This is a genomic window from Emcibacter nanhaiensis, assembly GCF_006385175.1.
Taxonomy (GTDB): Bacteria; Pseudomonadota; Alphaproteobacteria; order Sphingomonadales; family Emcibacteraceae; genus Emcibacter; species Emcibacter nanhaiensis.
Genome location: NZ_VFIY01000006.1, coordinates 174,167 through 198,768, shown reverse-complemented (window position 1 = coordinate 198,768; position 24,602 = coordinate 174,167). Strand labels below are relative to the sequence as shown.

General features: G+C 57.6%; 22 protein-coding genes. 5 read left to right on the top strand and 17 right to left on the bottom strand.

The features are described 5' to 3' along the window. Positions 1 to 56: 56 nt before the first annotated feature. The 9 genes from FIV46_RS08425 to FIV46_RS08385 all read right to left on the bottom strand — a co-directional run bounded on the left by FIV46_RS08425 (position 57) and on the right by FIV46_RS08385 (position 9,828). Complete coding sequence (locus tag FIV46_RS08425) at positions 57 to 1,817, bottom strand: hypothetical protein (protein ID WP_139940407.1); 1,761 nt, start codon at positions 1,815 to 1,817, stop codon at positions 57 to 59. Next, entirely contained in the window at positions 1,814 to 2,938 is a 1,125-nt protein-coding gene (locus FIV46_RS08420) for a protein-glutamate methylesterase/protein-glutamine glutaminase (RefSeq protein WP_139940405.1), read from the bottom strand. Before FIV46_RS08420 ends, FIV46_RS08425 begins: the two co-directional genes overlap by 4 nt. A gap of 22 nt (positions 2,939 to 2,960) precedes the next feature. Further along, positions 2,961 to 3,839 (bottom strand): CheR family methyltransferase, encoded by an 879-nt coding sequence (locus tag FIV46_RS08415; protein WP_139940403.1) that lies wholly within the window; start codon positions 3,837 to 3,839, stop codon positions 2,961 to 2,963. A 119-nt stretch (positions 3,840 to 3,958) separates the two neighbouring features. Further along, on the bottom strand, positions 3,959 to 4,465 hold the full coding sequence (locus FIV46_RS08410) for a chemotaxis protein CheW (protein ID WP_139940401.1): 507 nt from the start codon (positions 4,463 to 4,465) through the stop codon (positions 3,959 to 3,961). Then, the gene (locus FIV46_RS08405; RefSeq protein ID WP_139940399.1) at positions 4,462 to 6,585 is read right to left on the bottom strand and encodes a HAMP domain-containing methyl-accepting chemotaxis protein; all 2,124 of its coding nucleotides are present in this window, start codon (positions 6,583 to 6,585) and stop codon (positions 4,462 to 4,464) included. The genes FIV46_RS08410 and FIV46_RS08405 overlap by 4 nt, the downstream gene beginning before the upstream one ends. Next, complete coding sequence (locus FIV46_RS08400; protein WP_219846015.1) at positions 6,586 to 7,095, bottom strand: chemotaxis protein CheW; 510 nt, start codon at positions 7,093 to 7,095, stop codon at positions 6,586 to 6,588. After that, positions 7,092 to 9,107 carry a chemotaxis protein CheA gene (locus tag FIV46_RS08395; RefSeq protein ID WP_139940397.1) on the bottom strand — a complete coding sequence of 672 codons (2,016 nt, stop codon included), beginning with the start codon at positions 9,105 to 9,107 and terminating at the stop codon, positions 7,092 to 7,094. The genes FIV46_RS08400 and FIV46_RS08395 overlap by 4 nt, the downstream gene beginning before the upstream one ends. Next, positions 9,104 to 9,472: a response regulator gene (locus FIV46_RS08390; protein ID WP_139940395.1), complete on the bottom strand. Its 369-nt coding sequence runs from the start codon at positions 9,470 to 9,472 to the stop codon at positions 9,104 to 9,106. The genes FIV46_RS08395 and FIV46_RS08390 overlap by 4 nt, the downstream gene beginning before the upstream one ends. Beyond that, on the bottom strand, positions 9,469 to 9,828 hold the full coding sequence (locus tag FIV46_RS08385) for an STAS domain-containing protein (RefSeq protein ID WP_181163132.1): 360 nt from the start codon (positions 9,826 to 9,828) through the stop codon (positions 9,469 to 9,471). Before FIV46_RS08385 ends, FIV46_RS08390 begins: the two co-directional genes overlap by 4 nt. An 810-nt stretch (positions 9,829 to 10,638) precedes the next feature. Here FIV46_RS08385 and FIV46_RS08380 point away from each other — a divergent pair. After that, positions 10,639 to 12,006, top strand: a complete 1,368-nt coding sequence (locus FIV46_RS08380) for a nuclear transport factor 2 family protein (RefSeq protein WP_139940392.1) — start codon at positions 10,639 to 10,641, stop codon at positions 12,004 to 12,006. Positions 12,007 to 12,008: 2 nt separating this feature from the next. Here FIV46_RS08380 and FIV46_RS08375 read toward each other — a convergent pair whose 3' ends face one another. Together FIV46_RS08375 and FIV46_RS08370 are read right to left on the bottom strand one after the other, a co-directional pair. Further along, positions 12,009 to 12,884 carry an SDR family NAD(P)-dependent oxidoreductase gene (locus tag FIV46_RS08375; protein WP_139940390.1) on the bottom strand — a complete coding sequence of 292 codons (876 nt, stop codon included), beginning with the start codon at positions 12,882 to 12,884 and terminating at the stop codon, positions 12,009 to 12,011. A gap of 9 nt (positions 12,885 to 12,893) precedes the next feature. Further along, entirely contained in the window at positions 12,894 to 13,742 is an 849-nt protein-coding gene (locus FIV46_RS08370; protein ID WP_139940388.1) for an SDR family NAD(P)-dependent oxidoreductase, read from the bottom strand. Between the two features lie 125 nt (positions 13,743 to 13,867). On the opposite strand from FIV46_RS08370, the gene FIV46_RS08365 reads away from it, so the two are divergent. Beyond that, on the top strand, positions 13,868 to 15,523 hold the full coding sequence (locus FIV46_RS08365; RefSeq protein ID WP_139940386.1) for an FAD-binding protein: 1,656 nt from the start codon (positions 13,868 to 13,870) through the stop codon (positions 15,521 to 15,523). On the opposite strand, the gene FIV46_RS08360 is transcribed toward FIV46_RS08365, so the two are convergent. Continuing rightward, the gene (locus FIV46_RS08360) at positions 15,502 to 16,713 is read right to left on the bottom strand and encodes an NADH:flavin oxidoreductase (protein WP_219846013.1); all 1,212 of its coding nucleotides are present in this window, start codon (positions 16,711 to 16,713) and stop codon (positions 15,502 to 15,504) included. The genes FIV46_RS08365 and FIV46_RS08360 overlap by 22 nt on opposite strands. Positions 16,714 to 16,935: 222 nt before the next feature. Between FIV46_RS08360 and FIV46_RS08355 the strand changes: the two genes are divergently transcribed. The 3 genes from FIV46_RS08355 to FIV46_RS08345 are packed head-to-tail and all read left to right on the top strand — an operon-like array spanning position 16,936 to position 20,500. Next, positions 16,936 to 18,618, top strand: coding sequence for a class I adenylate-forming enzyme family protein (locus FIV46_RS08355; protein WP_139940384.1), 1,683 nt, complete (start codon positions 16,936 to 16,938; stop codon positions 18,616 to 18,618). A gap of 13 nt (positions 18,619 to 18,631) precedes the next feature. Next, the gene (locus FIV46_RS08350; protein WP_139940382.1) at positions 18,632 to 19,498 is read left to right on the top strand and encodes an amidohydrolase family protein; all 867 of its coding nucleotides are present in this window, start codon (positions 18,632 to 18,634) and stop codon (positions 19,496 to 19,498) included. A gap of 30 nt (positions 19,499 to 19,528) precedes the next feature. Beyond that, positions 19,529 to 20,500: an aromatic ring-hydroxylating oxygenase subunit alpha gene (locus tag FIV46_RS08345; protein WP_139940380.1), complete on the top strand. Its 972-nt coding sequence runs from the start codon at positions 19,529 to 19,531 to the stop codon at positions 20,498 to 20,500. Positions 20,501 to 20,566: 66 nt separating this feature from the next. Here the strand turns inward: FIV46_RS08345 and FIV46_RS08340 are convergent, their stop codons facing one another. The 5 genes from FIV46_RS08340 to FIV46_RS08320 are packed head-to-tail and all read right to left on the bottom strand — an operon-like array spanning position 20,567 to position 24,596. Continuing rightward, complete coding sequence (locus FIV46_RS08340; protein WP_139940378.1) at positions 20,567 to 21,748, bottom strand: acetyl-CoA C-acyltransferase; 1,182 nt, start codon at positions 21,746 to 21,748, stop codon at positions 20,567 to 20,569. A gap of 10 nt (positions 21,749 to 21,758) precedes the next feature. After that, on the bottom strand, positions 21,759 to 22,145 hold the full coding sequence (locus tag FIV46_RS08335) for a nuclear transport factor 2 family protein (RefSeq protein ID WP_219846011.1): 387 nt from the start codon (positions 22,143 to 22,145) through the stop codon (positions 21,759 to 21,761). A 4-nt stretch (positions 22,146 to 22,149) separates the two neighbouring features. Continuing rightward, entirely contained in the window at positions 22,150 to 22,608 is a 459-nt protein-coding gene (locus tag FIV46_RS08330) for a MaoC family dehydratase (RefSeq protein WP_139940376.1), read from the bottom strand. 10 nt (positions 22,609 to 22,618) lie between these two features. After that, a complete protein-coding gene (locus FIV46_RS08325) occupies positions 22,619 to 23,398 on the bottom strand; it encodes an SDR family oxidoreductase (RefSeq protein ID WP_139940374.1) in 780 nt (259 codons plus the stop codon). A 10-nt stretch (positions 23,399 to 23,408) separates the two neighbouring features. Further along, positions 23,409 to 24,596, bottom strand: a complete 1,188-nt coding sequence (locus tag FIV46_RS08320; protein ID WP_139940372.1) for an acyl-CoA dehydrogenase family protein — start codon at positions 24,594 to 24,596, stop codon at positions 23,409 to 23,411. Between the last annotated feature and the right edge of the window lie 6 nt (positions 24,597 to 24,602).

The following is a 24,602-nucleotide window of genomic DNA, read 5'->3' as shown; positions in this document are numbered from 1 at the left end:
ATCTGTTTTATTATATATAATTAGTACATTTATATAGTGTTATATAATCATCTTTTTCAAAATAACAAGTCTTCCACATCAATTTCCAGGGCGGTAGCATTCCCCGGGTCACCAGATGCCACGTCGGAGGGTTCCCCCAGCAGACGATCATGGACATTCCGCTCGCTATCCATCGTATAGCGAGCGCGTAACTCTGACAGGAGGTTAAGCGCGGCAGGAGTACCCGCCCACTCGATATTTGTTGCGGACAACGCCTCAAGTTCGCCTTTTGCCCAGCGCCAGTTCCCGCTGAGCTCCTGACGCAAAATCACACTATTTACCGTCTCCTCAATCAGGCCGATTGCATGCGGTGCCTGACGTCCCACATTGGTTACGGCTTCATGGGTACGGCTTACGATGGCTTCAAGCACCTCCGTGGCAGATGACGCCTCTGTCTCCACCGTCTCAAGATCAAGCCCTTCAGAGCCTTCCTCTTCTGCCACTGTTTCTTTGATCATGCCATCCGCATCAGCAAGAATTTCCATAATGGCGCTGGCGGCGGTCACCGTTTCCCCTGTCAAGCCGTGCAACTCCTGGGCAATGACGCTCAAGGTGCGCCCTTCCGTCCCCAGTCGTCCGCACTGGATTGTTGTATTCAGGCTGACCAGCCGCATGTCTTCTTCAATCTTGTGGACGGCATCGATATGGGTGGTCATGACGGAAAAGGTTCGCATGACCTTTTCGGCAACATCTGCCAGGCCTGCCCTGGTGTCCCGGACCTCCGCAAACAAAGCATGAAGACGATGCAGGTCGTCCACCAGATCAGCGAGAGCCGTCCCGCCGGAGGACAGCAGACTGTCGGCGCTATTATCACTTTCCCGAACCAGAACCGAGGCATCACTGGTCAGCGCCCGCAAGGTCGCAATAAGGTCAGCGATCCGGCCATCATATTCAGAAACCGCATCCTCCAGTTGCTCAACCTGCAGACTGCATACCACAGCGATAATCGCCTCCTGCCCGCCGCCATCATGACTGTCATTCTCATGTGTACGCAACGTGGCCAGGGCCTGCTCTACATGCTCAATCCGCTGGCGTGTGGTGTCGCCGATCTGAAGTGCGGAAACAGCAGCGCCGATGCGACTGGTTATTTGGCGAAGGAGTTGCGCATATTCGACAGATTTAGTAGCGGCGCGGGCGTTTTGTTCCTCAAGCACCTCCAGATGACTGTTGAGCCGGGTCAGTATCTGATTCACGCTGCTGCTTTGTCGGGCAGAGAGGTCGGCATTGGCGGTACGGGCCATTGCCAGGCTGCTGCTCATTTCATCATATGATGTCGAAAGCGCCTGGACCGCGTCTGCCGCGCTCAGAGCCAGCTTTGTCATGCCCATGGTGAAAACTTCGAAGTCTTCTTTACCGGCATTCAGGCTTGCCGCCGAAATCCGGGCGTTGACAGCGACGATTCCGATTGTCTTGACAGTCCTGCACAGGTTTGAAATGGGCTTGGAGATGGCTGCAGCCATATTTGCCAGATGCCCCAGGTAATCGTGGCTGTCTGCCACCGGCTGGATCATTTCGAGTATTTTGTCGCGGATTCCCCTGAGTTGGGATATGGCCCGCTTGAACTCCTCGCTTTCCAGGGTAGCCGCCGTGTTGGCGTGGGTTGCCGAAATCTCGTTCAACAGTCGCGCACTGTCGGCGAGCCTGGCTCCCATATCCGAGAAATCCTGTTCAATGACAGACCGGGAGGCTGCAAGCCGCTCCTCAATCTTTGTGCAGGTTTCCTGCACGCCGGCAGACAAAGGCTGGAAAGACGTATCTGGAATGGCAGCTGGCATCATGACGCGCATCCTGACTGCCCGACGGCGGCTCCCATAATCACATGGGCAATCCGGTCGAGTCCGACAACTCTATCGGCCGCCCCCCGCTCGATCGCTTCCTTAGGCATACCGAAAACGACGCAGCTTTCTTCATCCTGAGCCACCGTCTGTGCACCGGCCGTTTTCATCTCCAGAAGACCATTGGCACCATCATCTCCCATCCCGGTCAGGAGAATGCCCAACGCATTGGGCCCGGCCTGTTGTGCGGCAGAGCGGAAAAGCACATCAACAGAAGGACGGTGTCTCGAAACTTGCGGTCCTCCCTTGATGACAGACCGGAAATTCCCCCCCACTCGTTCGATAAGCATGTGCTGGTTGCCGGGGGCGATCAGCACTTGTCCGGGCAGGATTAAATCCCCGGTCTCGGCTTCCTTGACCCTTACGGCGCATATGCCGTCGAGACGTTTGGCAAACGCTGCAGTGAATTTCTCGGGCATATGCTGGACGACAACGATGCCCGGACAGTTGGCGGGCAGCGCCGTCAGAATGACGCGCAGGGCTTCGGTTCCGCCTGTGGACGCGCCGATACAGACAATCTGATTGCTAACGGCTGTTGCTGTCCGGCGAAAGCGGCTGGACGGCAGAATGGCGTCGGCAGTCAGCTTGGGCTCAACCTTGACCGGTTCCAGCGCCCGTCGGTGTCGCGGCAGTCGCGCCTGAGCAGCAGCATGCGCCACATCACAAATCATGGTCCGGCTTTCACTCAGGGCATGAGCCGTATCGACACGGGGCTTGGTAATGACATCAACCGCCCCGGCTTCCAGAGCCTGCAGAAAGGCTGCTGACCCCTCTTCAGTCAATGTCGAACAGATCACAACAGGAATGGGCCGTTGCGCCATGATCTTGCGCAAAAACGTCAGGCCGTCCATGCGCGGCATCTGAATATCGAGGAACATAACGTCAGGAATTTCTTTCCGGATACGCTCCGCTGCCACATAAGGGTCCGACGCGGTTGCCATGACCTCCAGATTGGGGTCGCTGGCAATAATCTCGCTGAGGCATTGACGCACGGTCGCTGAATCGTCCACGATCAGCACCCGGATTTTCCTGTTTTTTGCGGAATGGAAAGAACTATTTGCCATATCGCTTTTCACCCTCTGGATTTTAAACCTTCTGGAACACCGCCGGCGCCACTTGATGCAGCCTGAGATTGGTCCCAATCATAGACTCAGAATGGCCGAGAAAGAGGTAGCCTCCGGGCCGCAAATGCTCCATCATTCGGCATGTCACCGCCTCCTGTGTCGGTTTATCGAAATAAATCAATACGTTGCGCAGAAAAATCACGTCCACGTCGCGATCATAGGCGTAAGACTCATTCATCAGGTTCAGGAGTTCAAAGCGCACCCGACGCCGCAATTCAGGGACGATGCGAACCTGGCCCTGCCGCTCCGGAATTCGAGCCCGCATAATATATTTTTCCTGCAGCTCTTCCGATACAGGGGTGATCATCTCGGTCGGATAGATTGCCCGCCGCGCAGCGGTGACCATCGCCGAGGAAATATCGGTTCCAAGAATAGAAAACTCCATATTTCCATGCCGGGCCATTTCCTCCGCCATTACCATCGCGATGGTATAGGCTTCCGCACCATTGGAACTTGCCGCGCTCCATATTTTCAGCTTGGCTCTGGCGCCGCTCCGACGCAGACCGATTAACGACTGAAGGAGGCTGTTCCTGAGCAGTGTAAAGTGATCCGGCTCCCGGAAAAAGTCCGTCTTGTTGGTGGTAATTGCATCTACCAGGTGAACAAACTCGTCGTCCAACCCACCGTTTTCAAACAGATAACTGCAATAGTCGTCCAGACTGTTGTGACCACAGATCTGCGCGCGCTTTCGCAAACGACCTTCCACCATAAGACGCTTGGCTGGCGGTAGCTTGATGCCGGAATGCTTGTTTATAATGCTGGCGATGCGCATGTAGGTCTCATCGGACAGGCGATTTTTCGCTTCCGTCGCAGCCTTTGCACTCGTTTCGACGTGCCCCATAAGATGTTCCTCTGTCAGCCGGCCTGATAAAAGGGTCCGACCTTACTCCTTGCTGGTACTGTTCCCTGCCTCTCCCGGACATGGGAGCGAATGGCAAACGCCATTACGCATCGACAGGGTCAGGCAACTTCCGCATTGTCTGTTTCAGTCAGGACGCCAAACGATGCCTCGGCGCCGTCGAACAGGCTGTCCAGATCGAGTACAGTGACGAAGTTGCCGTTACGGCGGCCTATGCCGGCAATACATTCAGATTGCCATTCCATCCCGACTTCCGGCGACGCTTCAAGTTCACTGCTGTCCAGCACCGTAACCTCGAACACCCGGTCGGCCTTGAGCCCAAATGTCAGTTGCCGTCCGTTCATTTCAACAAACAACACCACAATCCGGGTGTCGTGCGTATCTTCCGACTGGGGAAAGCCAAGCTTCAGCCTCAGATCGACAACCGGTACGCTCATGCCCCTGACGTCAATCAGCCCCAGCAGGCTTTCAGGCGCATGCGGCAGGCGACTGACCTGCCGCGATTCCAGGATCTCCTGCACCCGTTCCACCGGCACCGCGAGCAATTCGCTCGCGATACCGAGGGTTACATACTGGGCCGCATCCGTTATGGCGACGTCCCTGCTCATGCCACGCCTTTCGTGCGGGTGAATTCGCCATCAAGCGCATCTTTGCCATCCCCCATGTCCAAAGCAAAGCCACCTGTGGAAGCTGCCTCACCACGATCACTCGCGGTCCCCCTTCCGGTCGGGAAGCCATGGCGCAGCTGTTCAGCCAGATGGTCGAGTTGTGCGGCATGTGGGGAGACAGCAGCCTGACGGCGGCTGGCAGGGGTCGAACGAGTGCCTCGCATCTCATTTTCATCCAGCTTGAAGAAGCTGATGGTCTGCTGCATCTGCTCTGCCTGGCTGGCCAGCTCTTCAGCTGTCGAGGACATTTCCTCGGCTGCTGACGTATTCTGCTGGGTGACCTTGTCAAGCTGCTGGATCGCGGCGTTGATCTGGCTTGCCCCCGCATTCTGTTCGTTGCTGGCCGCAGAAATTTCGGAGATCAGCTCGGCGGTCTTCTGGATATCCGGCACCAGCTTGGACAGCATCTCGCCTGCGCTCTGGGCTGCCTTTACTGTATCACCGGAAAGACCCGAGATTTCCTCGGCAGCGGCTGCACTTCTTTCCGCCAGTTTGCGGACCTCGGAGGCCACGACCGCAAAGCCGCGGCCATGTTCACCCGCGCGGGCTGCTTCCACAGCCGCATTGAGGGCCAGCAGGTCGGTCTGGCGGGCAATTTCCTGCACGATCAGGATTTTCTCTGCAATGGTCTCCATGGCCTTGACCGCATCGGCCACAGCCGACCCAGATTTCTCGGCATCAACTGCTGCGGTGCGGGCAATTTCTTCAGTCTGCCCGGAATTGTCCGCATTCTGCTTGATGTTGGCCGCCATCTGTTCAACAGAGGAAGAGGCTTCTTCTGTTGAAGATGACTGTTCGGTCGCACCCTGGCTCAGCTGTTCGGCTGCGGCGGCCATTTCCTGGCTGCCGGCTGCAACATTGCGGGTTGCACCGGTCACCTCGCCGACGATATTTTTCAGCTTTGCCACCATTGAGTTCAAGGCATCAATCAGGTCTTTGATTTCATCATTGGACTTGACTTCCGCAACGGCGTTCAGGTCCCCGTCAGCGACGGAGCGGGCAAGATTCACCGCACTGGTCACCGCGCGGGAAATATTCAGCACGATCCAGGTCGCTGAGATAGCCGCGATCAATGATATGGCGATCAGCAGACCCAGCATGAATGTGCGCGCGGAGTCATAAGCGGCAGCATTGTCGGCTTGCGCCTGTACGATCGCTTCACGCATGCGAACCGTCATGTCACCGAGGATATTGAATGCCTCGCGACGATATTGCGCACCTTCAGTACCGGCAACACCGGCATAGTAGCTGCCATTTTCCACACCCTTGGCCACTGTCTCCTTGACCAGCGGCGTCCAGGCGTCAACAGCCATCTTGACCTCACGAAGGGCAGCCAGGTCAGTCCCTGTCAGCAGTCCCTCAGCCTTTGCAATCTGCATATTAAGCTCAGAAATGCGCGTATTGGCGATCTCCGCGAACCGCTCCTGCTGCGCCGGATCATTCAGATATACCAGCACGTTGAGCATATTTGCGCGAACACGCAGCACGAAATCGGTAACATCAGAGACGGCCACATACCGTTGCATTGCACCACTGTCCCTGGATTTTGTTACATTTGCCTGAAGATGTTCTTCAAGCGCGTTCACTTTATTCAGGACAGCATCGTAGGTTTTCCGGGTGTCGCCCTGCGCCAGGCGGCGCGCCTTTTCGGCGGATTGCAGCCGGGCCTGTTTCTGTACTTTGAGATCGCTCTCCAGGAACTTGTTCCATTGTTTCTTGAAAGCATCAAGGTTGGCACGGCCTTCCGCCCCGGAAAGCGCGTAAACTTTTGTATAGAGATCATCGACCTCTGACTTTCTCTGTTCGATGGAGACGGCAACTTTGTTGACGGTCTCCTCATCCGAAGCAAGAACGATATCCTTTTCGTCCCTGTCGATGCGCACGGCGGTCGCATCAAGCTGGTTGATCAGCCTGATGCGGGCGATCTGGTTGTTGATCACACCGTCATAACTATCCTTGATGCTTCCAAGGTTATTGATGCCAAGAAGCATGCCGCCGGCCGAAAGCACGACAATGGTGGCAAACACCGCCCCCAGTTTAACCTTCAGTGTAAGTCTCATTTACTCAGTCCTTTCATCCGAACTCGGGGCCATTGTATCGCCCACTTTTTCGCCAAATATTCGCCCCATGTCTGGGATTATGATAAAATCTTCACCGCGTTTACCGATTCCTCGGATAAACTCGGGACGCCAGCGCATCCCGACTTTCGGCGCTTCTTCAACGGAGATCGCATCGATATCCGTAACATCGTGAACCTTGTCAGCAAGAATCCCGGTGATGGTGGGTTCGCCGTCCAGATCAATTTCAATAACCACAATGCGGGTGTCCTCGTCCGGCGGCGGCCGGTCCATGTTGAACATCACCCGCAGGTCAGCCAGCGGCACCACGCGGCCACGCACATTGATAAGACCGCCAACAAAGGCCCGGGCATTGGGCACTTCCGTGATCGGCACCACGTCCAGGATTTCCCGCACGCTCTCCGCTTCAATAGCAAAGATTTCTCCCTGCAAGCCGACAGTCAGCGCTGTCATGGCAGTATCTGCAACCTGGCTCTCATTCATCGCTGTCATGCCGCCCTCCCCGCATTGTCTGTGCGAAATCGACTTTCAAAGGTCTGGCCAAAACTCACCAGATGTCCAACGTCAAGGATCAGGGCCACTGTACCGTCGCCCAATATTGTCGCCCCGGAAAAGGTCTCCACATCTGCATGAAACTTGCTCAACGACTTGATAACGGTTTGACTGTTTTCAATGATCTGATCAACGACGAGACCAACGCGGAAGTCACCGGAAGAAACCACTACAACTTTTTGATGGAGGTCCGGCGGCACATCAACGTTGAACAGTTCGCGCAGTCGCAGGAACGGCACAAGACTGCCCCTGATATTAAGGAAATTGCGGCCCGTGTCGCCGGCCTCTGCAGAGGCGGGCAATTCGACGCATTCTTCAACGGTTGACAGCGGGATGGAATAGCGCGCATTCCCGACCCGCACGAGCATGCCGTCAATGATCGCCAGCGTCAGCGGCAGCCGAAGGGTCACCGTCGTCCCTTCACCAGGGGTCGAGGCCACGTCAATACTGCCGCGCAGGGCATCCATGGTACGCTTGACGACATCCATGCCTACGCCCCGGCCCGACAAAGACGTGACTTCAGCCGCGGTCGAGAAGCCGGGGTGGAAAATATACTGGTACAGCTCCTGATCCGGGATCTGCGCATCTTCCTCAATCAGTCCTGCATCCACCGCCTTGGCGCGAATGCGTGCTGCATCCAGTCCGGCGCCGTCATCAATAATGGAAATAGCCACTTCCGCACCGGAATGAACGGCAGCAAGACGAACGGTACCTCGGGCGGCTTTACCGGCTTGTGTGCGTTTCTCCGGCGCCTCCAGACCATGGTCCACGGCATTGCGAATGATATGAACCAGCGGATCGGCGAGGCGTTCGATGACGGTTTTGTCCAGCTCGGTTTCCTCGCCGGAGGTAAGAAATTCAATTTCCTTGTCGAGCTCACGCGACAGATCAAAAATCAGGCGCTTGAAGCGACCGAACAACGTCCCGATGGGCACCATACGAATTCCCATCGTTGTGTCACGCAGGCCAGAGGACAGGCGTTCAAGCTCTTCGGCAACCGCCTTGAGAGTAAGGTCTTCGCTGGTTACGGCAATCTGCGACAGGCGGGCCTGGGCAATCACCAGTTCACCCACCCGGTCCATGAGTTCGTCCAGTCGTTCGGCAGGAACCCGCAGGGAGGAAACGGTTTTCTCAACCGCCCCGTTGCTGCCCTCCTTCCGGAGTGCCGCATTCGCCTGGGCAACCTCAGCGGTGGCGGCATCATCCCGCATCACCTGTCCCTCACCAGCGCCCAGCGACGTTTCCTGTCCGGTAACGTGCTCGATGGTCAGCTCCATGTCATCCAGAATAAACATGAAAACATCTTCAATGGCCTGACGCGGCTGGCTTGTGGTCAGGGTCACGTCCCAGGCAAGATGGCAGATCTCGGGGTCAATCTCATCCAGCAGCGGAACGCCGTCCGTCAATGCCATGATCTCACAGCTGCCGAGTTCGCGGAGCTCATCCAACAGCAACAGGGGGTCCGTCCCCAGCGCCAGGGCATCTGCCGGCAAGCGGAAAACAATATGCCAGGTTTGAAGGCCGGTCTCCATCTCCCCGGGTTGTTCCGCGGCAATATCTTCCGATATTTCCTCCTCGTTTCCGCATTCAACAATCTGACGCAGCGCCTTGAGGATGGGTTCCCCTGCCGCCACATGCCGGTCAGGTTCCTCAATCAGCCGGTGCACATGATCCTTGGCAGAAAGCGCCACAGCGATGAGACCTGCAGAAGGAGCAACCTCTCCTTTGCGAACACGGTCAAAAGCCGTCTCAAATTCGTGCACAAAGCCCGCGACGTCATCGAAACCAAACATTGAGCCGGACCCTTTGATGGTATGCAGGGCCCGAAAGGCGCTGTCGACCAAATCGCGGTTGTCCGGTGACTGTTCAAGATCAAGAAGTGCCTGTTCCAGAGTATCGAGCAGTTCGCGCGCTTCCTGAAGAAATACCTCTGTGGGATCGGGAGTTGTCATGCGCCAACGACCTTTTTAATTACGGCAAGGAGCTGTTCCTGATTGAAAGGCTTGGTAATCCATCCAGTTGCGCCGGCTTCCTTCGCCTCTCGTTTCACGTCATCAGAGGATTCCGTGGTGAGAAAGAGAACCGGCACGCCGGTGCTGGACGGGTCGCCGCGGAATTTGCGGATGAACTCGATACCATTCATCACAGGCATGTTGAGATCCGTGATCACCGCATTGACAGAATTGCTTTTGGCTTTCTCAAACCCTTCCGCACCGTCTTCTGCTTCGATAACATTATAGCCAGCCCCGCCCAGGGTCAGGGAAATCAACTGGCGGATCGACGCGGAATCGTCGATGGTTAAAATCGTCTTGCTCATGATGTCACTCCGTCCAATTCTCTGTCCAATTCAGCAGCAGAGGAAACCCAGAATTGTTCCTCTTCCGTACGGGCACCCCCATCGGGCGAGAGCAACCCCGCCCGGATGAGAATTGTTTTAAATGCAGGGGATGGCGTGTCGGCGAGTCTGAGCTCGCGGCCAAGATGGCGCGCTGTACGCTGCGCCGAGATTATGATCTGCACTATGCCGATGCTGCACTCTGCCTGCTCATGCACATCAATGGTGACACATTCGTGCTTATCGAGTGCCTCATATAGGCGCTGGCCAATATCTTTAGAATCTTTGACACCCAAAGTGCCTTCAATTGTAACTATAGCCTCTTTTCGCACACTCACGATACTTCTGCCCTACTACTTATTCGATCTAAAACAATCTTTTTTCCATTCTGCATTTTTATATCTTTAACCTGACGGCATGAATGGATTTTTCTTTTTATTTCTGCATGTTAGTTAATTATTTTTTATTTTTCTAATAATGCATACCAGCTATTTTTTTGCTCAATTCCTTAAAAATTTATTTATGAAGATGCCGGACAACACTTTATGCGCGCAATCTGGATATGTGATGCGGGAAGTGGATAAAACAGGGCTTCAGGAAGGTCCCTCACAAGGGATTTCCCGGTTCAGGATTGAAGAAAAAATATCCGCCTGATATCAGTTAAAAGCGATGTGGACCGGTCAATCCGGCAAAGCGGACCTCACGACTATCCGGGGTGGCTCGAGGGTTATCAACATCAACAGCGAATTCGGCCCGACAATATTGCCTATACCGCTCAAAACGCAACGGGCAGATTATTTCCTGCGCCGCCTGACGCGAAAACACTGCCCTATAGCTCTGGATACATCCAGGTCACCTGAGACTTGGGCCAAACCTCACCGGCCTCAAAAAACATTATGCGTACTGTATATTGATATATTTTACGCTTAATATAATATAAATAATATATTTATTGTCTTTTTCGTATTTTTTGTGATAACTCCTGTAGAAATAGAAAATACAAGCGTCGCTTTGAGGGAGGCCCTCCAAACCCAAATAAATGGACCGCATCAATATCCGAGAATGCGAACAAATAGCGTGCAAAGCCAACAGCGCCAAAGCAATATAAGGTAAGGAAAACAAAAAATGACCAAGCCGGGGAAAACAGCATGAAAATCCTGATCATCGGCGGCACGGGGCCCATTGGCGGACACGCTGCACTGCATCTGCAGTCTGAAGGCCATGACGTCGTTATCTCTTCGCGCAATCCCCCAAAGCCCGGAACAGGTCTTGAAAAGCTTGACTGGTTGGCGGGCAACTATCTGGAGGGCAGCTATCGCGAAGCGGACCTTCGCGGTTTCGATGCTATTGTCTTTGCCGCCGGAAGCGATTTGCGCCATGTCCCCCTGGACGCCGAAGCTGATACCCACTTCCTGTGGGCCAATGGCGAACTGGTACCGGCCTTCGCTGCGCTCGCCAAGAACTCCGGGGTTTCCACCTTTATCCATATCGGCAGCTTTTATCCGCAGGTCTTGCCGGAAAAGATTGAAAGCGACGCTTATGTGCGCTCCCGCTATCTTGCTGACCAGGGCGTCTGCGCCCTTTCCGACGACAGCTTCCGGGCGATGAGCCTGAATGCCCCCTTCGTGGTCGGTTGCCCGGAAGGCATGAAGAATGACATGTTTGCCGCCTATATCGGCTACGCGCGCAATCTCTATCCCCAGATCAAGCCGTTCGGCCCGGCCGGGGCGACCAATTTTATCTCGACGAACTCCCTGTCCGAAGCAATCTCAGGCGCGCTGGAGCGCGGGGTCGGCGGCACCTCCTATCTGCTCGGTGACGAAAACCTGTCCTTTGCCGACTATTTCAAGATCTTTTTCGATGCCGTCGGCAACAAAGTGGAGGTCCCCTCCCTGGACGAGGAACACCCGATGCTGCCCGACTATGCCATCATCCAGGGCCGCGGCAACATCATTTCCTATGAGCCCGATCCGGAACAGGCCCGCCTGCTTGGTTACCGGCGCCATGATATTGCCGCCACAATCGCCGATCTGGTGGCTGACCTGGACCGACAACTGGGCACCATCGAACCGGTGACACTCGGCCCGGATGCAGCGGATATCCCGGACTTCCACCGGCTCGCAGACATTTACGCCCGGGCGGTCGACAGCAAAGATGCCAAACTCCTCGATAGTGTGATCACCGATGATGTGATCATTGAAGGACCGGGCTTCAGGCTTGAAGGACGGAAAGACGTCCTCGGCATCACCGATGCGCTCGGCCAGTATTATCTCAAGACCCAGCATGTGGTTTCGCAGCAGCTTGGCGAAATCTCCGGGGATTCCGGTATCGCCGAAACCTATTGCACGGCGAACCACATCCTGTTTCCTGAGAAGGGCAAGCCGGACCGGGTCATGACCTGGAACATCCGCTATCAGGATCGTTTCGAGCAAAAGGACGGGAACTGGCTTTTCAGGCGCCGCAGCCTCATCGTCGACTGGATGGAAGTGCGGGAGGTTTCCCTGCCGCTCGGCTAAATTTACCTGACGATCGCCGGACTGAAATTCAAAGGCGCGCCCAGCATATCCCGATGGGACGGCGGCACCCTGCCGTCGCGGTCAGTAATACCGTAGCGGTTACAGATTTCCGCCCCGATCAACGTCTGGCCGCTCAGCTCTCCCCCCTCGGGATCACTGGCAAGGGCATGAACAATGCGGCCGGTGAACTCCGGCGTTTCTGCCATCGCATGAAACTCCCGATAGAGCTCGGGATGAAGTTCGGCGGCGATCCTCGCCCGTTCGGTGAGCAACGGCCCCATCCAGATGGAAACGGTGCGCACGCCGGTGCCGTCCAGATCCACCGCCATGTCATGGGCGAATTTGTCGAGGCCCGCCTTCTGGGCGCCATAGCCGGGCCCATGCATATAGCAGGTGGCCCCGAACGACGAGCCGAACGCAATCAGGCCCCGTCCCCGCGGCACCATCAGACGCGCCGCGTGCCAGCTCGCTACATAGGCGGAGCGCAATCCCACATTGAGGATCTCCACCGCCGCCAGCTCCTTCTCATAAAAGGGCTTATCCTCGATCAGCTGCGGATGCATGTAGGTGGCGCTGTTGAACAGGATATCGAGCCCCTCTTCCTCCCGGGCGATCCGTTCAAATAAAGCTGCCACCTGATCGTCATCACTGTGATCGCAGGCGACTGCAATACCCTTGCCGCCAGCCGCAGTAATTTCCTCGGCGGTTTGGTGAATAGTGCCCGGTAGCGGCGTCCCGTCCCAGCCAAGCGCAGATCCTTCGGTCTCGCTGCGGCCGGTGACGTAAACGGTCATGCCTTTTTCGCCCAGGGCGAGGGCAATGCCGCGCCCGGCGCCGCGGCTGGCGCCCGTGACCAGGGCGACAGATGGTGCTTCCATAACTTCCTCCTACATATCCACCAGCGGCGTATAGACCGGGTTTTCCAGTCTTGCGATCGCGTCAGCCTCTTCCCTGATCCGTGGCAGGTAGCCCGGATGGGGCATAATCCAGAATTTGTCCCCGGCGATGGCGGCGAACACCATATCCGCCAGTTCCGCCGGATCCATGCCGCTGGCGGCAATGCCCTGGCGCAACTGCTCCTTCATGGCTTTCTTCGTCGCATCTTCCACCGGTCGCTCTGCCTCGGGCCGGTTACGGTCCGCGTCGGCAATCTGTGTCGCCACCGCGCCGGGGCAAATCACCGAGACCCGCACCTTGGAGCGCGCCATCTCCAGTTCAAACTGCAGGGTTTCGCTGAGGCTGATCACCGCCCGTTTGCTGGCGGAATAGATTGAGGTGGTCGGTGACGGCAGGAACCCGGCAATGGAGCCGGTATTGATGATCCGCGCCGGCGTCCCCTGCGCCATCATGCGCGGCAGGAAACTGCTGATGCCGTTGACGACGCCGTTGAGATTGACCCCCATCACCCAGTTCCAGTCCCTGAGGTTATGCTCCCAGGTCATGCCGGTCATCATCACCCCGGCATTGTTGAACAGCAGGTCTACAGAGCCGAACCTCCCGAAGGCCAGCTCCGCGAGGGCCTGCAGGTCATCAGGGCGGGAGACGTCGGTGCGCAGCATTTCCACCCTGATATCATGGGCGGCGGTCAGCTCCTGCTGCAATTGCGACAAGCCGGAATTGTCCAGATCAGCCAGCACCAGGTTCATTCCCAGAGCGGCCGCCTTTTCCGCCAACCCCTTGCCAATACCGCTTGCCGCCCCGGTGATGACCGCCAGCTTCCCCGTCCATTCCTGCATGACTTTCCTCCAGTTTTATAGCTTACCCCCTCATCTATATCACTATATGCGTAATAATTATATACATGTTTTACGTTTTTTAGTATTTTCATGGGAGTTATTTTGATTTTTCAGGCAGTATTAAGATGAAATATACCCATGACCGCATAAATGAGCCCCTGAAATTGCGCAGTCCGGCGGATCTCAAATGGGACCAGACCCACGATGTCCTCATTGTCGGCTTCGGTGGCGCCGGTGTGACCGCCGCCCTGGAGGCCCGGGACCAGGGGGCGGACGTGGCCATTGTCGACCGCTTTTCCGGCGGCGGCGCCACCGCCATCTGCGGCAATGTGATTTATGCCGGCGGCGGCACGCATATCCAGCAGGAAGCCGGAGTGGAAGACACCCCGGAAGATATGTTCAAGTACCTGAAGGCGGAAACCAGCGGCATTGTCGGCGACCCAACACTCCAGCGCTTTTGCGACGGCAGCGCCGACAGTATCAGATGGCTTGAAAAACATGGCGTTAGGTTCAAATCCAGCTGCACCCTGAAAAAGACCTCCTACCCGCCAAGCGGCATCCACCTTTACCATTCCGGATCGGAACTCAATCCCCGCTACGCCAAACTCGCCCGACCCGCGCCGCGCGGCCACATCGCCTATGGCGGGTTTCGCCTTCGGGCCACCGGTCATCCGGATTTCTACGCACCATTACGCGATAGCGCCCTTGCCCGCGGCGTTACACCCTACCTGCAAGCGGAGGCGGTGAGATTGATACAGGAGCGGGACGGACAGGTCATTGGTGTGGAGATTCGGAAACTTCCGGCAAACAGCAAAGCTGAAAAAGACTATATCAAATATTCCCGACGCGCCGACAACTGGCACCTTTATGCCCCTGGTCTTGCGGCAAAATACCGACGCAAGGCCGAGGCCATCGCTGACAGTCACGCCCAGCCCCTGTTCCTGCAGGCCCGCAAGGGCGTGATCCTGAGCAGTGGCGGTTTTGTCATGAACCGGGACATGGTGAGGGCCCATGCCCCCCGTTACCTGAAAGGACTGGCGCTCGGCACCTCGGGCTGCAATGGCAGCGGCATTGCGCTCGGCCAGTCGGTTGGTGGGGCAACCGGAAACATGGACCGCATTACCGCCTGGCGCTTCATCAACCCGCCCCATGCCTGGGCCACCGGTATGATTGTCAATGATCAAGGGGCGCGATATGTGGATGAGACCCTCTATGGGGCCGCCATCGGCGACGCCATGTGCCTCAGGGCCGACGGGCGGACGACCCTGATCATCAACAGCACATTGAAATGGCGGGCACTGAGACAGATCCTGCCGTGGCGGGCCCGGGCCTTCCAGTATATTCCCGCCTTCATCAGTATGATGTTCAAGGCGAACAAGGGAAAAACCATCGAGGAGCTGGCGGTGAAGGTCGGCATGGATCCGGCCACAGTGCGCGAGACCCTGGAAAACTACAATGCCACCGTCCGGGGCGAGAAGGAGGATGACTTCGGCAAACCGGTCACGGATATGCAGGATATGAGCAAGGGGCCCTATTATGCCATTGACGTGTCGCTGGACAACAAGGTGCTGCCCTGCCCGACCCTGACGCTGGGCGGCCTCCAGGTTAACGAGGAGACCGGTGAGGTGCTGCGAGAAGACGGCACCGAGATCAAAGGTCTTTACGCGGCCGGTCGCACGGCCGTCGGTATTGCCTCAAATGCCTATGTGAGCGGATTGTCCGTCGCCGACTGCGTCTTTTCCGGCCGTCGCGCCGGGGCTCACGCCGCAGGCGTCACCTGAATACCCATCGGCTCCCCGGTCAGCACGCAATGGACTCCCTCAGGCGTATCCATCTTGCCGACACAAAGATTACAGTTGGTGCAGTAGCCGTTGCCCACCATGCCGGATTTGATCTGGTTGGGCAGGTCCGGATTATGCAGCAATGGCCGGCCCATGGCCACGGCCTGGAAACCGTCGCCGAGCGCCTCTTCCATATTCTCCCTGGTGCGCACACCGCCCAGCAGCACCAGCGGCATGTCCACCGCCGCCCTCACTTTCAGCGCCTGGTCGCGGAAATAATTTTCCTCGAATTTCATGGGCCGGAACACCTGCGCCCCGCCCAGCTTCAGCATCCATTTGCGGATAAGGTTCTTCTCCGCCGCCACCATTTCCGCAAGCGGGCTGTCGCCCCGGAACAGATACATGGGCGTTTTGGAAACAAAGCCGCCGGACATGACCAGGGCATTGATCCCGGCCGCCTCCAGCGCCCGGGCGATCTCCACCGCCTCGTCGATCTGCAGACCGGTCTTGAAACCGTCGGACAAGTTGGTTTTGGCCAGCAGCGGGAAATCCTCGCCCACCGCGTCCCGTACCGCCTTCACAATCCGCAACGGCAGGCGCAGCCGGTTCTCCAGACTGCCGCCATATTCATCCTTGCGCTTGTTGGTGGCGGGGCTGAGGAACTGGGAAATCATATAGCCGTGCCCCATGTGAATTTCCAGCGCCTCGAACCCGGCCCGCTTGGCCAGTGCCGCGGCCCGGCCATAGTCTTCAACTGTACGGTCCATGTCCGCATAAGACATGGGCACGGCAATCGGATAACCGGACATCATGCCATAGGTATTGAGCCCGCCGCTCGGCCCCTTGGAGACCCAGCTTGAGCGCCCCGAGGCCTGGGTAAAACCACCGGCATGGGCCAGCTGGATCGAAGCAATGGCCCCCTCGTTACGAATCGCCGCCGTCAGACGACAAAGATCGTCGAAATTCTCCTCTTCCAGGACAATCTGGTCATTAAAGGTGCGCGCATCGCGGGACACGGCGCCGTAAGCCACGGTTGAGATCGCCACCCCGCCCTCGGCATGGCGGCGATGAAATTCTATCAGGCGGTCAGTCACTTTGCCGCCGGGGCACATACCCTCGAACGTGGCGGTTTTAATAATACGATTGCGCAATGTCTTGCCGGCCAAGGTCCAGCTTTCAAAAATTTCCACGACCCGATCCTCCCGTGATATCCGCCGTCTTGTCTTCCATATGGCACCTTATTATCAAGTTGCGTAATATTTTTCAATTATAATTACGTTTTTAAGTATTTTAATGACTTATTTTTTGTTTTTTTATTGATAATCACCCCTAACACCTATAAGATTGCGTAAAACAATCCTGCTACAGGCAGGGTCACAGTTTAAACAACAGCGACCCAGGGAGGCAATCGCATGAGTGAGCCGGATATCTTCGGCCCCGGCGGGGATTATGAAATCACCCGAATTGAACAGGATGGCTATAGCGGCCCGGCTTTCAAAAAAGTCTGGCCCAGCCTGCGGCATCTCTATGATCATGCTGCCGCCTACGGCGACCGCCCCTTCCTTGTCTTTGAGGGCAAGCGTTACAGCTACGGTGAATTTTTCGGCGAAGTGAGGGAGCTCGCCCACCTCCTGCAGGAAAGATATGCTGTCAGCCCCGGCGACCGGGTTGCTATCATCATGCAGAATAACCCGCAGTGGCTGACCGCCTTTGCGGCCGTGACCGGGCTTGGCGCCATTGCCGTGGCGGTTAACAGCTGGGGCCGCGGCGAGGAACTGCAACAGGCGCTCAACCACGTCAGCCCGAAACTGGTGTTCATTGATCCGCGCCGTCTTGACCGGCTGCTCGGCGAAGGCCCGGTCAAATGCGATTTAATTGTCGGCGGCACCGATCAAGACCAAGTTGCCGGCTATCCTGGCTATCACACACTTCTGAAAGAGGTGGAAGACGGAGACAACTGGCCGACCCCTTGCCCGTCTACTGATGATCCGGCGCTGATCATGTTTACCTCAGGCACCACCGGCAACGCCCGCGGCGCCCTGTTCCGGCATGGCGCCATCGCCCAGTCCCTGAAAAATCTTGCCTTCAGCGGCTATATGGTCGGCGGCGCCATTTACCAGAAAATGCTCAAAGCCGGGATCACACCGGACCCCACTATGGATTTCCAGCCTACGGCCCTGCTGGCCTTCCCCCTGTTCCATGTGGCCGCGTCCCACGCCGTCTTCCTGATGAACCTGCAGATCGGTGGACGGATCATCATGGTGCCCAAATGGGATGTGGGCGAGGTCCTGTCGCTGGTGGAAAAAGAAGGCATCACCTCCCTGTCCGGCGTGCCGGCCATGATGTGGGATGTGCTGCATCATCCCGACCGCAACAACCACAATCTGGACAGCCTGGTGGCCCTTGGTATCGGCGGCGCCCCGGAAACCCCGGATGGGGTGGCGCGCCTGCAGGCCGCCTTTCCCCGCACCGTGCTCGGCACCGGCTATGGTATGACCGAAGTTGGCGGCACCATCGCCACCAACACCGGCGATGATTACCTGAACCGGGCCCTGTCCGCAGGACGGATCCTGCCCAGTGTCCAGATCCGGGTCATTGACGACCAGGGACACAACCTACCGACCGGCGAATGCGGGGAAATCCTGATCAGGAGTGCGGCCGCCTTTGACGGCTACTGGGATGATCCAGAGGCCACTGCTGCGATGATGCAGGATGGCTGGCTGCATTCCGGCGACTTCGGCTATGTGGATAAGGAAGGCTTCATCTTTATCACCGGCCGCATCAAGGACATGGTGCTGAGCGGCGGCGAAAATATTTCCTGCGCCGAGCTGGAGCACCTGCTGCAGGAACATGACCAGATCCGCGAAGTGGCTGCCTTCGGCCTGCCGGACGACAGGCTCGGCGAAATTCCCGCCGTCGCCATCATCCCCTCACCAGGAAGTTCGCTCAGCGAAAGCGACGTTCAGGACTATGTTGCCGCCCACCTGGCCCATTTCAAGGTGCCTAAGCAGGTCATTTTTACCGATCAGCCATTCCCGCGCACGGCGCTGGGTAAAATCATCAAACCGGACCTGCTGAAACAGCTGGGCCTTTAGGACAGGAAGAGCCATGCAAGACATCAAGATAATCGACCTGATGATGGGCATTCCGGCGAGCGAAGACCGCTCCGGCTGGTATGATTTCATCAAGCCGCTGATCCTGGACGAGGAAAGCCGCAAGATGTTTGAAATGCCGGCACAGTATATGTTCAAGGACATTCCCCAGACCGGCCAGCAGGAAGATTTTGTCGCCTATACCATCGCCCAGATGGACAAACACAATATCGAGCGGGCCATGGTCGGCCTGGTCGAGGAGCAGCCGGAAATCCAGCATGCCTTCAAGCATCACAAGGACCGGTTCTTTTTCGACTACAGCCCCAATCCCAACCTGGGCATGGAAGAAGTGCGCAACATCCGGCGGCTGAAGAAAGAGTATGATATCAAGGCGGTAACCGCGTTTCCGTCCGGCATGTGTCCCCAGGTGCCGATCAACGACAAGAAATGGTATCCGATCTACGCTGCCTGTGTGGACCTGGATATCCCCTTCGTCTGCTGTGTCGGCGTGCCCGGCCCGCGCCTGCCCATGGAGCCGCAGAAGGTGGAGCTGATTGACGAGGTCTGCTGGTTTTTCCCGGAACTGAAATTCGTCATGCGCCACGGCGGCGAACCCTGGGAAGAGCTGGCGGTCAAGCTGATGCTGAAATACCCCAACCTTTACTATTCGACCAGCGCCTTCGCCCCGAAACACTATCCCAGGGCGATCATCGATTACGCCAACAGCCGGGGTGCGGACAAGATCATGTATGCGGGCTATTTCCCCATGGGCCTGTCGCTGGACCGGATTTTCCGCGACATGCCCGAGGTGCCGTTCAAGGACGAGGTGTGGCCCAAATTCCTGCGCGAAAATGCGCTCAGGGTATTCAAACTGGACAATTAAAGAGACTGGTAGAGAGACTGGAGAAGAGACATGGCAAAAAGACCATTAGATGGAATCAGATTTCCCAATCCCATGCCCTATGGCTGGTTCGGGGTCTGTTACAGCGAGGAACTGGGCCCCAATGGCGTGCATTCGCTGACCTATTTTGATCAGGATGTTGTCCTGTTCCGGGGCGAGGATGGCGCGCCGCGGGCGCTCGACGCCTATTGCGAACATATGGGCGCCCATCTCGGCGGCGGCAAGGTGATCGGCAACAATCTGGCCTGCCCGTTCCATGCCTGGGAATATGACGGTGACGGCAAGGTGGTGAATATCCCCTATGCCAAAAAGATCCCGCCCCAGGTCAGAAAGCCCTGCATGAAAGTCTGGCCCACCGCCGAAGTCAACGGCATGGTGTGGATGTGGTACCATCCGGAAGATGCTGCCCCGATGTGGGATATGACACCCCATGAGGAAACCACCAGCAGCGAATGGGCGGAATTCGGCCGCAAGGAATGGATCGTCAATACTCACCCGCTGGACATGGCGGAGAACGCCGCCGATGTCGCCCATTTCAAATATGTCCACGGCACCAGCGAGTTCCCCACCGACTGGGACATCAAGGTGGACGGCCCTATGCGCAGTGGTTTTATCGACGCCCCAATGCAGACCCCCAAGGGCGTGGTACCGGGCAAGATTGAGAATTTCAACCGCGGACCGGGCGAGGCCTGGAATCGCTTCAGCGGCATTGCCGATACTTTCCTGCTCTCGAGCCTCACCCCCATCGCCCGGGACAAGGTGCACGTGCGCTTTTCCTTCTGGCAGAAGAAAGAAGATGCCGAAACCTTCAAGGCAGGCGTTTCCAAAGCCTTTATCCAGGAGGTCATCAAACAGTTTGAGGAAGACAAGCCGATCTGGGACAACAAGATCCACCTCAAAACCATCCGCCTGTGCGATGGTGACGGTCCGATCATGGATCTGCGCAAATGGTACAGCCAGTTCTTCGTCGAAGGGGCCGCCTGATTTCAGGCAGCCCCCTGTAACTGTGCACCACCGGCTTCCGGGCCGGTGGTTTTCTTTTGAGAAAAATCAGTAGACTTCAAACAAGCCTGCTGCGCCCATGCCGCCGCCGACACACATGGTCACCACCACATATTTGGCGCCGCGGCGCTTGCCCTCAATCAGGCTGTGCCCAACCATCCTCGCCCCGGACATGCCAAAGGGATGGCCGACGGAAATAGCCCCGCCATTCACATTGAGAATCTCGTCGGGGATGCCGAGCTGGTCCCGGCAGTAAAGCACCTGTACGGCAAAGGCCTCATTCAGTTCCCACAGGCCAATGTCGTCCATCTCGAGACCGTGACGCTCGAGCAGTTTCGGCACCGCATAGACGGGGCCGATGCCCATTTCGTCAGGGCTGACCCCGGCTACGGCAATACCGCGATAGGCGCCGAGCGGCTCAAGCCCGCGCTGTTCAGCCAGCGTCGCTTCCATCACCACGGCGGCGGAAGCCCCGTCGGACAGCTGGCTCGCATTGCCGGCGGTAATGCAGCCGCCGTCCATCACCGGATTGAGGCCCGCCAGACTGTCGAGTGTCGTCGACGGCCGGTTACCCTCGTCCTTTTCCAGCGTTACTTCTTGTGTGGAAGTCTCCTTGGTTTCCCTGTCCACTACAATCATGCTGGTGGTGAGCGGTATGATCTCGTCATCGAACTTGCCCGCCTCCTGGGCCGCGGCGGTGCGCTGCTGGGACTGGAAGCTGTAGGCGTCCTGCGCCTCCCGGTCGATGCCATAACGCTTGGCCACCACTTCGGCGGTCTCGATCATCGGCATATACATATGCGGGCTACTCTCCAGCACAGCTTTGGACACGGACCGGTAGGTATTCTTGTGCTTGTTCTGCACCAGGGAAATGCTTTCCACTCCGCCGGCAACCACAATGGGCATGTCATCGTGGATTACTTGCTTGGCTGCCGTGGCAATGGCCATCATGCCGCTGGAGCATTGCCGGTCCAGGGTCATGCCCGCCACTGTATTGGGCAGACCCGCCGTTGCCGCTGTCAAGCGGCCAAGGTTATAGGCCTGGGTGCCCTGCTGGGCGGCGGCGCCAATAATGCAGTCCTCTACCTCGTGCCCCTCAAGCCCGGCCCGGCGCACCGCTTCGCGCACCACATGGCCGGTCAGCGCCGGGGCCTCGGTATCGTTATAGGCGCCGCGGTAGGCCTTGCCGATCGGGGTCCGGGCAGTTGATACGATGACGGCTTCTCTCATAGATATTTCCTTATATTTCCTGGCTATTCAGCGGCCCCCAGAAGGCCCGCATTTCAATGATTTTTCCTTGCCGGTCAAAGCGGAAAGTGTCGATGACCTCAAGCTGTTGCCGTTTCCCATCAACAGTGACACGCACAGTGAACGGAAAGGCGGCAATATCTCCGGCGACCCGCACCGGGCCGTCCAGGGAAAGCCGGGCGTTGAGGTCCATGGCCTTCTGATAAAAGGCATAAATCGCGTCCCGGCCCTTTATCGGCTCCGTACCATAGGGGTCTTCAACGGTTGCCTCGTCGGCATAGAGCGCCATGACAGCCTCCGCATTCCGGTCTTCAAAGGCCTGGATATAGGCCTCGACAACTTTGCTGCGTTGTTCTGCGACTTCGATGATGTCCGACATAGCCCTACCCCGGATAAAAGCGGCTGATGGTATCGACCACACAGGCGGGCCGGTCCTCGCCCTCGATTTCCACCGTCACCCGGATCGTGGCCTGGACACCGCCCTTCACTTCCTCGACCGCGATCAGCTCGCCAACCCCGCGCACGCTGGAGCCGACCTTGACCGGTGCCGGAAAACGCACCCGGTCGCAGCCATAGTTGACGCCCATGGAAATGCCCTGCACTTCGACGATCTGGGGCAGGAACATGTTGACCAGCGACAGGGTCAGGAAACCGTGAGCGATGGTGCAGCCAAACGGCCCGTCCTTGGCCCGTGCCGGATCCACATGGATCCACTGGTGATCGCCGGTGGCGTCGGCAAACATATTTATACGGTCTTGGTCTATGACCAGGCTGTCGCTGGCACCCAGAGTTTCACCGACCGCGCCGGCCAGCTCGTGAGGGCTCTTGAAAACGCGTGTCATGATCTCCTCCTCAGGCGTGCTGGCTGGACACGGAAAGCACTTCGCCGGTCATATAGCTGGAATAGTCGCTGGCGAGGAACATCATCACGTTGGCCACTTCCCACACTTCCGCCGCCCGGCCGAAAGCTTCGCGCTCGGTCAGTTGCGCGAGAAGCTCGTCAGTAGTCACCTTGCTGAGAAAGGCATGCATGGCAATGGACGGTGCCACCGCATTGATGCGCACGCCATGTTCCGCCGCTTCCACTGCGCTGCACCGGGTGAGCGCCATGACACCGGCCTTGGCCGCGGCATAGTGGGCCTGCTCCTTCTGCGCCCGCCAGCCGAGAACGGAAGCGTTGTTGATAATGGCGCCACTGCCCCGCCCGTACATATGGCGCAGCATGGCCCGGGTCATGCGAAAGGTGCCGTTGAGGGTCACATCCAGCACCATGTTCCACTGGTCGTCACTCATGTCGACCAGCGGTGCTGAGCCGCCGAGCCCGGCATTATTGATCAGCACGTCCACATGGCCCATCTCGGCCACGGCGGCCTCAATCAGACCCTGGACCTCCTCTTCCTGTGTCACATTACAGAGTTTGCTACCCGGGCGCTGGCCGGTTTCCGCTTCAATGGTTTCCACGGCTTTTTGCAGGCGGCCCTCGTGAATGTCGCTGATGAACAGGCGCGCGCCTTCCTCGATCGCCTTCTTGGCGGCGGCAAAGCCGATCCCGGTGCCCGCCGCGGCAGTCACCAGTACGTTTTTGCCTTCCAGCAGATTGTGGCCCGGCACATAGGGGGGAATGGTCGTCATATCTCTCTCCTTACGCCCCGCGGGGTTCCTTGGGCATCATCAGCGCCCGTTCGGCAATGATGTTCCGCTGCACCTGGTTGGTGCCGGCATAGATGGTGTCGGAGCGGCTGAACAGGAACAGGTTCTGCAGCCGCTTCATCTTGTAGTCATGGTCCTGGCTGATCAGTTCCGCCTCCGGCCCCATGATATCCATGGCCAGCTTGCCGAGCTCCCGGTGCCAGCTGGCCCAGAAGATTTTGGCGATATAGCCCTCGCGGCTGAAAGTGCCGCTTTCCGCATTAGTCAGGGTGCGCAGAGCATTGTAACGCTGCACCCGAAGGCCCATTTCTGCTTCGGCCAGACGCTGGCGGATGATGGGGTCTTTCGCGGTATCGTTGGCTTTGGCCAGCGCAATGATCTCGTCCAGTTCATTGCGGAAGTTGGCCTGCTGCGCCAGGGTCGAGACCCCGCGCTCGAAAGTCAGCGTCGCCATGGCCACCTTCCAGCCGTTGCCCTCGCCGCCCACCACCAGGTCAGCCTTGGTGCGGGCACCGTCAAAAAAGACCTCGTTGAATTCAGCATCCCCGGTCAGCTGCTTGATCGGCCGCACGTCAATACCCGGCTGATCCATTGGTACAAGAAGGAAGGATAAGCCCTTGTGATTCCTAGATCCTTCCTCGGTCCGGCACAACAGGAAACACCAGTCGGAATGCTGGGCGTGGCTGGTCCAGATTTTCTGCCCCTCAATCACCCATTCATCGCCCTCGCGCCGCGCCTTGGTACGGATGTTGGACAGGTCCGATCCGGCCCCGGGCTCGGAAAAACCCTGGCACCAGAGTTCCTCGGCATCACGGATTTTCGGCAGGAAGCGTGCTTTCTGTTCGTCACTGCCAAAAGCCATGATGGTCGGCGCCGCCAGTTCCAGACCGATATGGGTCAGCCGTCCCGGCGCCCCGGCCCGGGCATATTCCTCGGCAAAGATCACCTGTTCCATCAGGCTCGCACCGCGACCGCCGAACGCTTTGGGCCAGCCGATGGCCGCCCAGCCGGATTGGCCGAGGAACTGTTCCCATTTGATGCGTTCCTCAAAGCCTTCCAGTTGCTCACCAGTGCCGCCAAGGCCCCTGATATGGGCAAATTCGCCGTTCAAATGTTCCGCAAGCCAGCTCCTGATTTCGGCGCGGAAGGCATTTTCTTCTGGTGAAAAATTCAGATCCATTGTCCT